Source organism: Enterobacter cloacae complex sp. SHL018, from assembly GCF_049237905.1.
GTDB classification, from domain to species: domain Bacteria; phylum Pseudomonadota; class Gammaproteobacteria; order Enterobacterales; family Enterobacteriaceae; genus Enterobacter; species Enterobacter hormaechei_C.
Genome location: NZ_JBMKJE010000003.1, coordinates 387752 through 401759, shown reverse-complemented (window position 1 = coordinate 401759; position 14008 = coordinate 387752). Strand labels below are relative to the sequence as shown.

The window sequence follows — 14008 nt, the reverse complement described above, 5'->3', positions numbered from 1 at the left end:
GATCCTCATGTTTGATTTACTCCTGCGCCGTGCGCGCCTCGCCGACGATACCCTGACCGATATCGCCATCCAGGACGGGAAGATTGCCGCGACAGGCGACATTGACGCTCCCGCCCGCAAAACGGTTGAGCTGAACGGCGACGTGTTCGTCAGCGCGGGCTGGATTGACTCCCACGTCCACTGCTACCCGAACTCCCCGATTTACCACGACGAGCCGGACAGCGTGGGCATTGCCACCGGCGTCACCACCGTGGTGGACGCGGGCAGTACCGGAGCCGACGACGTGGACGATTTTTACGCCATCACCCGCAAAGCCTCCACCGAGGTGTTTGCCCTGCTGAACATCTCCCGCGTGGGGCTGATCGCCCAGAACGAGCTGGCCAACATGGCGAACATTGACGCCGATGCGGTGAAGCAGGCGGTGACGCGCCACCCGGATTTTATCGTTGGCCTGAAGGCGCGCATGAGCAGCAGCGTGGTCGGTGAAAACGGCATCACCCCGCTGGAGCGCGCGAAAGCGATTCAGAAAGAGAACAGCGACCTGCCGCTGATGGTGCACATCGGCAACAACCCGCCGAACCTCGATGAGATTGCCGAACTGCTGAGCTCCGGCGACATCATCACCCACTGCTACAACGGCAAGCCTAACCGCATTCTGACGCCCTCCGGCGAGCTGCGCGCCTCCATCACCTCCGCCCTGAAGCGCGGCGTGCGCCTGGACGTCGGTCACGGCACGGCGAGCTTCAGCTTTGAAGTGGCGAAGCGCGCCATTGCGATGGGCATTCTGCCGCATACCATCAGCTCGGATATTTACTGCCGCAACCGCATCAACGGCCCGGTCGGCTCGCTGGCGAGCGTGATGTCGAAATTCCTCGCCATCGGCATGTCATTGCCGCAGGTGATTGACTGTGTCACGGCCAACGCCGCCGACGGCCTGCGCCTGACGCGCAAAGGCCGCATTCAGCCTGGCCTCGACGCCGATCTGACGCTGTTTACGCTCAAGCGCCAGCCGACGGTGCTGACGGATGCCGAAAACGACAGCCTACAGGCTGAACACATTCTGATGCCGCTTGCCGCGATCCGCGCGGGCAAGGGCTACATGACCGAACAAGGGAGCACGGAACATGCCTTCGATTTATGAGAAGTACAACTTAAAGCAGGTTATCAACACCTCTGGCCGCATGACGGCGCTGGGTGTCTCCACGCCGCGCCCGGAAGTGGTGCAGTCGGCGATGGACGGCATGAATCACTATTTCGAGATGAAGGATCTGGTCAATAAAACCGGGGAATACATCGCGAAGCTGCTGGAGGTGGAAGGGGCGACGGTGGTCTCCTGCGCGTCGGCGGGCATTGCCCAGTCCGTGGCGGCGGTGCTGGTGAAAGACAGCGACTGGCTGCTGGAAAACCTGCACGTCACACCGATTGAAAACAACGAAATCGTCCTGCCGAAAGGCCACAACGTGAACTTTGGCGCGCCGGTGGGCACCATGGTGGCGCTGGGCGGCGGCAAGCTGGTGGAGGCGGGCTACGCCAACGAATGCTCTGCCGATCAGCTGGCGGCGGCGATCACTCCGCGCACGGCGGCGATCCTCTACATCAAATCGCACCACTGCGTGCAGAAAAGCATGCTCAGCGTCGAGCAGGCGGCGGTCGTGGCGCGCAAGCACGATCTCCCGCTGATCGTCGATGCGGCGGCGGAAGAAGATCTGCACGCCTACTACCGCTCCGGTGCCGATCTGGTGATCTACAGCGGCGCGAAGGCGATCGAAGGGCCAACCAGCGGGCTGGTGATCGGCAAAACCCAGTACGTTGAGTGGGTGAAGCGCCAGACGGCGGGCATTGGTCGCGCGATGAAAGTGGGCAAAGAGGGTATCCTGGGCCTGACCTGCGCCATCGAACACTACCTGACGGCGACCAAAGAGAGCGGGGCCGAGATGGTGGCGAAGATGACGCCGTTTATCGACGCGTTGAACACCCTGAACGGCGTGACCGCGCGCGTGGTCTGGGACAGCGCCGGTCGCGATATCGCCCGTACCGAGATTAAGTTCGACGAAGCCGCTACGGGCGTCGGCACGGGCGATCTGGTGGCGAAGCTGAAACAGGGCGAATACGCCATTTACTTCCGTGGCTATAAGGCCAACGAAGGGATTATCGAGGCGGACGTGCGCAGCGTGAATGCTGACCAGCTGAACATCGTGTACCGCCGCATTAGCGAAGTATTAGGACAGGAGAAAAAAGCATGAAACTGACCCCCAACTTTTACCGTGACCGCGTCTGCCTGAACGTGCTGGCAGGCTCAAAGGCCAACGCCAGCGCCATTTACGAGGCGGCGGAAGGTCACGTGCTGGTGGGCGTGCTCTCCAAAAATTACCCGGACGTGGCGAGCGCGGTTGCGGACATGCGCGAATACGCCGCGCTGATTGATAACGCGCTCTCCGTGGGGCTGGGCGCGGGCGACCCGAACCAGTCGGCGATGGTGAGTGAAATCTCCCGCCAGGTGCAGCCGCAGCACGTTAACCAGGTCTTTACCGGCGTGGCCACCAGCCGCGCGCTGCTGGGGCAGAATGAGTCCGTGGTCAACGGTCTGGTCTCCCCGACCGGCACCGTCGGCATGGTGAAAATCTCCACCGGCCCGCTGAGCAGCGCAGCTATGGACGGCATAGTGCCGGTTGAAACCGCTATCGCCCTGCTGAAAGATTTCGGCGGCAGCTCCATCAAGTACTTCCCGATGGGCGGCCTGAAATGCCGCGACGAATACCAGGCGGTGGCGGAAGCCTGCGCCCGTCACGACTTTTGGCTGGAGCCGACCGGGGGAATCGATCTGGAGAACTTCGAGGCGATCTTGCAGATCGCCCTGGATGCGGGCGTGAGCAAAATCATCCCGCATATCTACAGCTCGATTATCGATAAAGCCAGCGGTGATACGCGTCCGGAAGATGTGCGCACGCTGCTGGCGATGACGAAGAAGCTGGTTAAGTAGAACCTGCCCCTCACCCTAACCCTCTCCCACCGGGAGAGGGAACCTTTACCCCCTCTCCCTTTGGGAGAGGGCTGGGGTGAGGGGAAACAAACCGCACACACCCGAAGGAGCCACCATGCACACCCGTACCCTGCTTGTCGCTTCACTCTCTTTACTTGCTACCTCTGCAATCGCTCAAACCCAGTACGCCTGGGTGGGCACCTATAATCCGAACGGTGAAGGGCTGTACCGCTTTACCGTCGATCCGCAAACCGGTGCGCTGAACGATAAAACACTGGTGAGCAAACTGCCGAACGCCGCGCAGTTAACCGTCTCACACGACGGCAAAACGCTGTATCTGGCAAGCGAAGTGGAGCAGGGCGTGGTGCAGGCGCTGCGCATCGGTGATAACGGCGCGCTGAGCGAGCTGAATCAGGTGTCCTCCGGCGGCGCGGGGCCGGTGTATCTTTCCCTGACGCCGAACGGCAAACATCTGCTGGTGGCAAACTACGTCAGCGGAACTGTCGCGGTGCTGCCCGTTAACGCAGACGGCAGCCTGGGCGATGCAACGGACACCCATCAGGACAAAGGCGAACCGGGCGCGGCGAAGCCGGAAGTTGCCGTCGAGGGCAGTTTCGCCATCAGCGATCATAACGGCCCACATGCGCACATGATCGCCGCCGATCCGGACGGGAAATACGTTTTTTCCACCGATCTGGGGCTGGATCGCATCTATCAGTACCGTTTTGACGATCAAACCGGGAAGCTGACTCCGAACGATCCGCCATTTATCAGCGCCTCCTCAAAAGGGGCCGGGCCGCGCCACTTCGTCTTTACGCCGAAAGGCGATGCCCTGTGGCTGATTAACGAAGAGGCGTCTACGCTCACCCATTATGCGCTGGACAGTAATGGCAGGCTGAAAGAGGGTAAAACGGTTTCAGCCTTGCCGGACGGTTATAAAGGCACCAGTTTTGCTGCCGGGCTGGCGCTAAGCGCCGACGGGAAACAGCTGTATGTCGCTAACCGTTTGCATAACAGCATCGGGCACTTTACCGTAACGGCGGAGGGTACGCTGACGCATCAGGATGATGTCTGGACGCGCGGCGACTATCCGCGCACCCTGACGCTCGATAAGCAGGGTCGCTGGCTGTACGTCATGAACCAGCGCAGCGACAACATTACCCGTTTCCGCGTGGCGCCGGACGGCAAGCTGAGCGCCGAGCCAGACTATACCCCGGTCGGCAGCCCATCCCAGATGGTCATTTCACCCTGAGCAGTAAGAGGACAACGACGTGCGATTTCCGAACCAACGTTTAGCGCAACTTTTCGATCTGTTGCAAAACGAGACGCTGCCACAGGACGAGCTGGCGCAGCGGCTGTCGGTCTCCACGCGAACCGTCCGGGCGGATATCACCGCCCTGAACGCGCTGCTGGCCAGCCACGGCGCGCAGTTCATTTTGAGCCGGGGCAACGGCTATCAGCTCAAAATTAATGATGTGGTGCGCTATCAACAATTGCAGGCGTCCCACCCGCGCGCGCTGCGTATTCCGCGAACCGGACCGGAGCGCGTGCACTATCTGGTGGTGCGTTTTCTGACGTCAGCCTTTTCCCTCAAGCTGGAGGATCTGGCCGATGAGTGGTTCGTCAGCCGGGCCACGTTGCAGAGCGACATGGTGGAAGTGCGTGAGTGGTTTCACCGTTACAACCTGACGCTGGAAACCCGCCCGCGCCACGGGATGAAGCTGTTTGGCAGCGAGATGGCGATCCGCGCCTGCCTGACCGACCTTCTGTGGGAGCTGGCGCAGCAGGACAGCCTGAACCCGCTGGTGACCGACGTGGCGTTGAACGCGGGCGTGGCGGAAAAGATGGTGCCGGTGCTGCACGATGCGCTGACGCGCCATCACATTCGCCTGACCGATGAAGGCGAGCTGTTCCTGCGCCTGTACTGCGCGGTGTCGGTGCGGCGCATCAGCGAGGGGTATCCGCTGCCGGAATTCCACGCGGAGGACGTGGAAGAGAACGTGCGTGAGGCGGCGAAAGATATCGCGGTGGCTATCCAGGAGCTGGCGGGCAAAGCGCTTTCGCCGTCAGAAGAGAGCTGGCTGTGCGTGCACATTGCGGCGCGGCAGATCCAGGAGATCGCCCCCAGCGCGATTAACGCCGACGACGACGAAGCCCTGGTCAACTACATTCTGCGCTACATCAACACCCACTATAACTACAACCTGCTGAGCGATGAGCAACTGCATGCAGATCTGCTCACGCACATCAAAACCATGATTACCCGCGTGCGGTATCAAATCATGATCCCCAATCCGCTGCTGGATAACATCAAGCAGCACTACCCGATGGCGTGGGATATGACCCTCGCGGCGGTGTCGAGCTGGGGCAAATACACCCCGTATGTGATCAGCGAAAACGAAATTGGTTTTCTGGTGCTGCATATCGGCGTCGGGCTGGAGCGCCATTACAATATCGGCTACCAGCGCCAGCCGCGGGTGCTGCTGGTGTGCGACGCCGGTAACGCGATGGTGCGTATGATCGAGGCGGTACTTCAGCGTAAATATCCGCAGATTGAGGTGACGCGCACGCTCACCCTTCGTGAGTACGAGCTTGCCGATGCCATTGGCGAAGACTTCGTGATCTCCACCGCCCGCGTGAGCGAAAAATCCAAACCGGTGGTGATGATCGCCCCGTTCCCGACCGATTATCAGTTAGAGCAGATCGGCAAGCTGGTGCTGGTGGATCGCACCCGCCCGTGGATGCTGGAAAAATACTTCGACGCGGCCCATTTCCGCATTCTCGACAAGCCTGTCGACCAGCAAACGCTGTTCCGCGAACTGTGCGGGCAGCTTGAAGGGGAAGGTTTTGTCGGCGCGGAGTTTCTGGAATCGGTTATCGAGCGTGAAGCCATCGTCAGCACCATGCTCGGCGACGGCATCGCGCTGCCGCACTCCCTCGGGCTGCTGGCGCAAAAAACGGTGGTCTACACCGTGCTGGCGCCGCAGGGCATTCAGTGGGGAGATGAAACCGCTCATGTCATCTTCCTGCTCGCCATCAGCAAAAGCGAGTACGAAGAGGCAATGGCGATTTACGACATCTTTGTCACCTTCCTGCGTGAACGCGCGATGGCGCGCCTGTGCCAGTGCGAGAATTTTGCGGCGTTTAAGGCTGAGGCGATGGAGAGTTTGAGTCGGTTTTGACGTTCAGGCGGACAGAGGATATCCGCCTTCATTCAACGCAGATGATGCACAACCTGGTTGCTGCTGCCGCGCCAGATAAGCATAGGATCTTTTAGATCCTGCACGAACTTGCCGTCGACCAGGACGTTAATCAGATCCACCACTTCCATCTGCTGCGCATTCAGTTCATCCAGCTTATAGCCCGTCCAGACCCAGACGTCTTTTCCCGCGCACTCGCGGCGGATGCGTTTTACCAGCTTCAGGATCGCCGGCACGTTTTGCGGATGGAGCGGGTCGCCGCCGGAGAGCGAGATCCCCTGGCGTTTGATGCGCGTGTCGTTCAGGTCGTTGATGATGCGGTCTTCCATCTCAGCGGTAAACGGCATACCCGAGTTCAGGCGCCAGGTGCTTTTGTTGTAGCAGCCGGGGCACTCGTGAACGCAGCCTGATACAAACAGGGTACAGCGGGTGCCGGGGCCGTTGACGATGTCGACGGGGTAGTACTGGTGATAGTTCATCGCGAATAACCACGCCGGGTGGCGCTGCGCTTACCCGGCCTACAAAAGAGAGCGGTCCGTAGGCCCGGTAAGCGCAGCGCCACCGGGCATTAACGTGGCAGCGGATTACCCGATCTGCCCATTCCCCAGATGTTTCACCCTGCGCTTCACCTCTTCCTGCTTACCGGCGTTAAACGGACGGGCATCCGGGCTGCCGAGGTAGCCGCACACGCGGCGGGTCACGGAGACGCGGGCTGCGTCGTGGTTACCGCATTTCGGGCAGGTGAAGCCTTTGCTGGTGCATTCGAACTCACCGGTAAAGCCGCACTCGTAGCACTCGTCAATTGGCGTGTTGGTTCCGTAGTACGGCACGTGCTGATAGCTGTAATCCCACACGTCTTCCAGCGCCTTCAGGTTGTGCTGAATGTTCGGGTACTCGCCGTAGCAGATAAAACCGCCGTTCGCGATGGGCGGATAGGCCGCTTCAAAGTCGATCTTGTCGTACGGGTTCACCTTCTTCTCCACATCGAGGTGGAAGCTGTTGGTGTAGTAACCTTTGTCGGTCACGCCTTCCACGATGCCGAACTCGGCGGTGTCCAGACGGCAGAAGCGATCGCAGAGGTTTTCGCTCGGCGTGCTGTACAGGCTGAAACCGTAGCCAGTTTCCTCTTTCCACTGGTCTACCGCATCGCGCAGGCGCTGCACAATCGCGATACCTTTCTCACGCAGGGCGTCGTTGTCATAGATGTGCTTGTCGCCAAACAGCGCGTTAATCGTTTCGTGAATGCCGATATAGCCAAGAGAGATCGATGCGCGACCGTTTTTGAAGATCTCCGACACATCATCGTCCGCCTTCAGGCGCACGCCGCAGGCTCCTTCCATATAGAGAATTGGCGCGACGCGGGCTTTCACCCCTTCAAGACGGGCGATGCGGGTCATCAGCGCCTTACGTGCCAGCTGTAAACGTTCATCCAGCAGCGTCCAGAAGGCCGCTTCATTCCCTTTAGCTTCCAGCGCGATGCGCGGCAGGTTCAGGCTGATGACGCCCAGGTTGTTGCGCCCGTCGTGGATCTGCTCGCCGTTCTCATCTTCGTACACGCCGAGGAAGCTGCGGCAGCCCATTGGCGTTTTAAACGAACCGGTGACTTTCACCACCTGGTCGTAGTTGAGGATGTCCGGGTACATACGCTTGCTCGCGCACTCCAGCGCCAGCTGCTTGATGTCATAGTTCGGATCGCCAAACTTGTGGTTCAGGCCGTCACGAATGGCGAACACCAGTTTCGGGAACACCGCCGTTTTACGGTTTTTACCGAGGCCGGAGATGCGGTTGCGCAGAATAGACTGCTGGATCAGGCGTGATTCCCAGCTGGTGCCGAGGCCAAACCCGAAGGTCACAAACGGCGTCTGGCCGTTGGCGGTGTGCAGCGTGTTTACCTCATATTCCAGCGACTGGAACGCGTCGTAGCACTCTTTCTCGGTGCGGGAACGGGCGTAACCGTCGGCATCCGGGATCTGCCACTCTTCCGCCGTTTTACGGTGTTTGTTGAAGCTCTCGGCCACGAACGGGGCCAGCACTTCATCGATGCGGTTAATGGTGGTGCCGCCATAGATGTGGCTCGCCACCTGGGCGATGATCTGCGCCGTGACCGCCGTCGCGGTGGAGATGGATTTCGGCGGCTCAATCTCGGCGTTACCCATTTTAAAACCGTGGGTCAGCATGCCTTTCAGGTCGATCAGCATGCAGTTAAACATCGGGAAGAACGGCGAGTAGTCGAGATCGTGATAGTGGATCTCACCGCGCTCGTGCGCAGACACCACGTCGCGCGGCAGCAGGTGCTGGCGGGCATAGTGCTTGGCGACGATACCGGCCAGCAGGTCGCGCTGGGTTGGGATCACTTTGCTGTCTTTATTGGCATTTTCATTGAGCAGCGACGAGTTGGTTTGCTCTACCAGGCCGCGGATCTCCTGGTTCAGGCGACCGCGTTTCTCACGCTGGACGTCACGGTCGTGACGATACTCAATGTAGGCGCGCGCCAGCTGCTTGTACGGACCAGACATCAGCTGGTTTTCAACCGCGGTCTGGATCTCGTTGATATCCACCTGGCTGCGTTCATGCATCTGGCTGCTAACGACTTCTGCGACGGTGGCGCAGTAATCTGCGTCATCGACTCCCGCTGCTTTAGCTGCACGCAGAATGGCTTCTTTGATGCGCTCTGATTTAAACGGCACTTTACAGCCATCACGTTTCATCACATGCGGTGTCATGATCACTCCATTTTAAAAACAGGTTATCCACAAAGGTGGAGAAGTATTCACCGGACGTATTCCTCGCCGCGGCAAAGACTTCCCGCGTGCCCAGCTCGTGTTATCCACAATTCCGGCCAGCGTTCGCGCCGTCTTGTTGTTGGAATAGTAGACGATAAATACAAGATGTTGGGTCGGCGTGCATTTTAAGTGCTACATATAGTGATTTGCATCAAACAAGTTTGCGATTTTTTTGATGCAGAACAAAGTAAAAAGACGAGAGTACAAACGGCGGGCGCTGGGGCAATTGTAAAGACTCGAAGGAAAAATCTGATTAATTATTCAACAAAAACAAGCGCTCAGCAGAGCCTGTGCTGAGCGCTGCTCGATTAACTCACCCCGCAGGCCCAGCTCAACCCTGCCTGCAAAAAGGCTACGGTAACGATGCAGCCCAGTACCAACGGGATGAGAAGAGAGCTTTCGGGGGCATCGTCCTGTTTTTGAGAACCTTCATTACTCAGCGCAGACATCGCCTCTTCCCGCGTACGCGCCGCCAGCAATTGCTCACGCACCCGCTCATCCGTGAGTCTGCTGGTCAGCGTCGTCAGCAGGTGCATATGCGTACTGCCTGCTTCCGCTGGCGGAATGGCGAGCAGGAAAACCATCCTCACCTCTTCATCACCCTCCAGCCCCGGCCAGCATATCGGATCGTCAAAGAGCGCCAGACAAAATGCCGCCTGTTGCACCGCCTCGGTTTTACCGTGCGGGACGGCGAGCGCTTCACCCAGCGCGGTAGGGCCTTCACTTTCACGTTGTAAAACGCTTTCGATAAATGCCTCTCGATCGTTGATGACCTTCCGCCTGGCGAGCGGCTCGGTGAGCCAACGGATCACTGCTTCCGGCGTACGTTGGGGCGGGTTGATAAACACCAGATCGGGATGCGTCAATGCCAGCAAGTTCATATTAAGCCTCAATCAAAAAATCGCAGGTTGCGGAGGGGAGGATCGCCGTTACCGGTTGCATCGGCTCTTCCAGATAGTTGATCTGCCGTAACACTGCCAGACTTTCCGGGACGGGAGCCGGTTGTGTCCCGGCGTTAAATACGCGTAAGACGGTGCCATGCAGCAGCTGCGCATGGGGCAGAGCGGAAAGGATGAGCGGCTCCGGCACGGTCAGTAGCGAGAACTCTGCCGGAAGCCTGCGCTCGGGCAGACGCAACGAAAAGCGCTCAAGACGGTGATCGAGCGTGTGTAGCGTTTGCCGTTGGTAGGTGAAGGGCTGTCCAGCCGCCTGATTTTCCAGCTGGCGCAGCGTGAGGTGGTCGGCGTTGTCGGCCAGCGCGACGGTGAATGAAAAGCGCAACGGTTTCAGCAACTGGGCATCAGGAGTCTCAACCACCGTATTATTGATGCCGGAGGCCCGACCCGGTCGCCATTCGAGATCGCTGCGTCCGAGCACGCCCGTCGATTTAAACATCGTCAGGGCAATAGCAGCGGGTTCGCTGCCGATAATCTGAAATTCTTTCATGCCACGGCTAGTCACAACCAGCGCTTTACCCGGTTCCGTGACAGCGATAATGCCCTCGCTGGTTTCGATATCCACGGGCTTCTCGCGATAGCGTTCTTGCCAGTGTTCACCGTCATATCCCGTTTCGCGCTGGATGATTGCGAAGGGCTGTGAGGCGATAGCGTGACGGGTGTGAACATCGCTGCCGATCAGTAAACGTAGCCGGTGATCGCAGTGGCTGTTTTCCAGCGAAGCCTCGACATACAGATTCGGATCGTCGTGGCGTAATTCGCAGACCAGACGAATGGATAACGGCGTTCGGGCCGTATCCTGACGGCTGGCGAGATCCTGCGGAAGACGCATTGTGGCCTCGACGGTCAGCTTTTCGACAAGCGGCGTTTTTACGCCGTCGACGAGCGTAAAATGCGAACAGCGCGTCGGCGCGTCGCCCGCAAGCGGTGAGAAATCGTAGCTGTCGCCCGCGTCCGCGCAGTCTTCAAAGGTAAAGAAAGAGGGGATACGTCTGCCGCTGCGTTTGTCATGCAGGGTAAGCGTTCCGGCATCCAGCGACAGTCGATAATGCGCATTCTCAATCTCGCTGCCCTTTATCTTTTCAGACGCCAGGAAAGGCGCAGGGTCTTCTTCAACGTTAACGGTGAGATAGCCGATCGGCGGCAGAACCGGTGTCTTTACCGCAACGTGCCAGCGGTAATAAGGGAGAAGGGGCGTCTCGCACTCGCCCTCGGCGGTAAGGGAGATCGCCGTTCCGCCGGGCAGAATGTCTCTTTCCAGGACGTCGAAAGGGATGGGCTGCCCCTGATGCGTCAGGGCGATATTATCCGCCCGGCTATACAGTGTGGCTATCACCACGCGCTGCGTTGGGGTAGCCAGCGAGTTAAAAATCAGCAGGTCGCCATCCTGAACGCAGGCGGCGGCCAGGGTTTTCACCACCAGATTCCACAGGCTATGGCACAGCTGTTCGGTTTGTTCCATACGATGCAGAATGTCGCGGTTGGTGGCATCGCTATTACAGCCGCCAATGGAATCGTGGGCATGGTTTCGCAACAGCTTTTTCCAGAGGGTGTCGACTACCGCGAGGTTGACCGGAATCCCCTGGTGACGCGCCATTGCGATTGTCGGCTCCAGCTGTCGCAGGATGAACTGTTCAACCTCATCGTTTTTCTTTTTGATGTCGTAGCGCACGGAGCCGATCGTTTTATGGATGCGGGTGTAGCGCGGCGATTTCAGCTCTCCTTCCAGGAGCTCAAACTGTTCACGCTGCGCGCGAAGGGTTTCTACATAACGCTCCAGAGAGCTGATGAAGTAACGGTCCTGATCCGGGGACTGTGCGCTGGCGACCTCCAGGATTTTCGGCAGCGCCGGGTCGATGCTGACCTGATCGCCGCCGCAGGGCAGGAGCAGGTCGTTTAGACCGGCCCGTGAACGCAAAAGTGTGGTCATCGGGTAGATTTTTCCCCGAAGATGGGAGGCTTCCGAACGCATGTTTTTAGCCGCGCCATAACCGAGCGCCATCGCACAGGCGATGACGGTCGCACCTGAGGGTGCGCGCCAGAGGAACTGGCTGCTTTTGGCGTGCCTGTCGTGATCGATACCGCGCCAGAAGACGATATTGTCGATATTGCAGCCCTGCAAGATCGTGGGCATTTGCGCATTGTGGCCAAAGGTATCCGGAAGATACCCAACCTGCATCGCATGCCCCAGCGTCCGGGCAGAAAAAATGCCGTACTTCAGGTTGCGGATAATCGATTCGCCATGCACGTTGTAGGTGTCCGTCTGGGTATACCATGGCCCTACGAAGATCCTTTTTTCTCTGACCAGCTTTTCCAGCCTGGCGCGATAATCAGGATTGATGGCGAGAAAGTCCTCCACTACCGCCATCTGTCCGTCAAGGTGATAGCAGGTGTAAGCGGAGTCCTGCTCCAGCGTGTTGATGACGTCCGCAAAATTATATGACGCCAGCACCATGCTGTCCTGACGGGTGAAATACCACTCCTGATCCCAGTGCGTATGGGCAATGACGTGGATCTGATTCATGACGTCCCCCTTATCTGGCGTTCTTTGGGCTGACATAGAGCACGCCCAGGGCGCAAATCAGTGCGCCAATAAAGACGCTCGCCAGGTAGCCCGCCACGTTGGTTGCCAGCGGCCAGCCCCAGACGGCTGGCAGAGGCAGCGTCTGCTTCACGCCAAGGGTAATGGCGACCAGCGCGCCGGCGACGGCACCGGTCATGAACACCGGGATCAGACGTGGGTTTTTCAGGATGAACGGGATCGCGCCTTCGGAGATCCCAATCACGCCCAGCAACAACGAGGTGCTACCGACGGTTTTCTCTTCCTGGCTAAAGACATCCGGTAATCCAAAGCGGCCGTTGAGGAACGCAGCAAAGCCGACGCCAATGGAGGGGATCACGATGGAGAGTTCGCGGGCGGTTAAATCAAACGTCTCGCTCATGCCATTCAGGCCGAGCGCGACCGAGCCTGCCGCCTTGTTGACCGGACCGCCCAGGTCGAACGCGGTGCCCGCGGCGATCATCGCGGAATAGAACCCGCGCCCGGTGTCACCTGCCGAGGTAAAAAAGACCACCATCAGCTGGTTAAGCGAGCCAAAAATCGGGTTAATCAAATATTCCATGACCATCACCAGCGTAATGCCGGTGATCAGCGGGACGAGCAGCATGGTTTTAATGGTGGTGAGCTGCTGGCGGACGTGAATCGAATCATTGAGCCAGCGCACCAGATAGCCCACAAAAAAGCCGATACCAATGGCGCCGAAAAAGCCGGATGGCATAAAGCCTTCGATATCAAAGAAGCGCTTATAGACTTCGTCTGACATGATGCCGCCAATAAGACCGGGGATGAGTGCCGGTTTACCGGCAATGGAAAACGCCAGATACATTGCAAAAACGGGATACATGAACTTAATGGTCATAAAGCCCACTTTATCCAGCACGCTGAACGGCGAATGTTCGATGTTAATAAACTGCCCGGTTATTTTGGCCGTCGCCATCATCAGCCCGCCCATCACCACCACCGGCAGCATATAGCTGATGGCCGCCATAATATGGCCAATAAAAATCTGGTAAGCCGAACGCTGAAGATCGTCTTCTTGTGCGACAGTGGTGACGTTTTTTTCCATGGCCAGCGCCTGACGCAGATAGCGATCGGTATGTTTGATCAGCTCTTGTGTACGGGTTTGAAGGTGAGGAATGTTGTCAAAACGCTCGGCATCCTGAATGGGAACGTCGGTTGCCAGAATAATGGCCGTGGCGGAGGCGATATCCTGTTTTGTTAAGCGGTTTTTAACGCCGTCGCTGCCCTGCGTTTCGACCTTTACCTCGATATTGTGCTCGTTAGCCCATGCAATAATTTTATTCGCCGCCATAAAGGTGTGTGCGATACCTGTCGGGCAGGCCGTTACCGCGACAACTTTTTGTTTCGTCATTGTCATAATTCCCTGGATGTGAAAACAGGGGAAGTATAAAGAGAACCTAAAACAGTTTTTAATGTTTGCTAATACTAGTTACGTATCGTGATACGCGTAAATGCAATGTGTGAAGCGCCTTCCAGAGGCTATTTCTCTGTTGTGTTAATATCATCTC

Annotated in this window: 10 protein-coding genes; 5 read left to right on the top strand and 5 right to left on the bottom strand. The window is 58.2% G+C overall.

Annotated features, from left to right (window positions below; genetic code table 11):
- The first annotated feature begins 7 nt into the window (after nucleotides 1-7).
- The 5 genes from ACOTY5_RS15035 to ACOTY5_RS15015 all read left to right on the top strand — a co-directional run bounded on the left by ACOTY5_RS15035 (nucleotide 8) and on the right by ACOTY5_RS15015 (nucleotide 6162).
- Nucleotides 8-1141, top strand: a complete 1134-nt coding sequence (locus ACOTY5_RS15035) for an amidohydrolase/deacetylase family metallohydrolase (RefSeq protein ID WP_039271920.1) — start codon at nucleotides 8-10, stop codon at nucleotides 1139-1141.
- On the top strand, nucleotides 1125-2243 hold the full coding sequence (locus ACOTY5_RS15030) for a DgaE family pyridoxal phosphate-dependent ammonia lyase (RefSeq protein ID WP_045141849.1): 1119 nt from the start codon (nucleotides 1125-1127) through the stop codon (nucleotides 2241-2243). Before ACOTY5_RS15035 ends, ACOTY5_RS15030 begins: the two co-directional genes overlap by 17 nt.
- The gene (gene dagF, locus ACOTY5_RS15025; RefSeq protein WP_015572511.1) at nucleotides 2240-2980 is read left to right on the top strand and encodes a 2-dehydro-3-deoxy-phosphogluconate aldolase; all 741 of its coding nucleotides are present in this window, start codon (nucleotides 2240-2242) and stop codon (nucleotides 2978-2980) included. The genes ACOTY5_RS15030 and dagF overlap by 4 nt, the downstream gene beginning before the upstream one ends.
- Nucleotides 2981-3095: 115 nt before the next feature.
- Nucleotides 3096-4232, top strand: coding sequence for a lactonase family protein (locus tag ACOTY5_RS15020; protein WP_017383913.1), 1137 nt, complete (start codon nucleotides 3096-3098; stop codon nucleotides 4230-4232).
- Between the two features lie 19 nt (nucleotides 4233-4251).
- Nucleotides 4252-6162, top strand: a complete 1911-nt coding sequence (locus tag ACOTY5_RS15015) for a BglG family transcription antiterminator (protein ID WP_017383912.1) — start codon at nucleotides 4252-4254, stop codon at nucleotides 6160-6162.
- 32 nt (nucleotides 6163-6194) lie between these two features.
- Here ACOTY5_RS15015 and nrdG read toward each other — a convergent pair whose 3' ends face one another.
- The 5 genes from nrdG to ACOTY5_RS14990 form a co-directional block, all read right to left on the bottom strand.
- Nucleotides 6195-6659 (bottom strand): anaerobic ribonucleoside-triphosphate reductase-activating protein, encoded by a 465-nt coding sequence (gene nrdG / locus ACOTY5_RS15010; RefSeq protein ID WP_015572513.1) that lies wholly within the window; start codon nucleotides 6657-6659, stop codon nucleotides 6195-6197.
- Between the two features lie 105 nt (nucleotides 6660-6764).
- A complete protein-coding gene (nrdD, locus tag ACOTY5_RS15005) occupies nucleotides 6765-8903 on the bottom strand; it encodes an anaerobic ribonucleoside-triphosphate reductase (RefSeq protein WP_015572514.1) in 2139 nt (712 codons plus the stop codon).
- Nucleotides 8904-9271: 368 nt separating this feature from the next.
- Nucleotides 9272-9844, bottom strand: a complete 573-nt coding sequence (locus ACOTY5_RS15000; RefSeq protein WP_015572515.1) for a PTS sugar transporter subunit IIA — start codon at nucleotides 9842-9844, stop codon at nucleotides 9272-9274.
- Nucleotide 9845: 1 nt separating this feature from the next.
- Nucleotides 9846-12443: a glycoside hydrolase family 38 C-terminal domain-containing protein gene (locus ACOTY5_RS14995; RefSeq protein ID WP_023295818.1), complete on the bottom strand. Its 2598-nt coding sequence runs from the start codon at nucleotides 12441-12443 to the stop codon at nucleotides 9846-9848.
- Nucleotides 12444-12453: 10 nt separating this feature from the next.
- Nucleotides 12454-13851, bottom strand: coding sequence for a PTS fructose transporter subunit IIC (locus tag ACOTY5_RS14990; protein ID WP_072044148.1), 1398 nt, complete (start codon nucleotides 13849-13851; stop codon nucleotides 12454-12456).
- Nucleotides 13852-14008 lie beyond the last annotated feature (157 nt).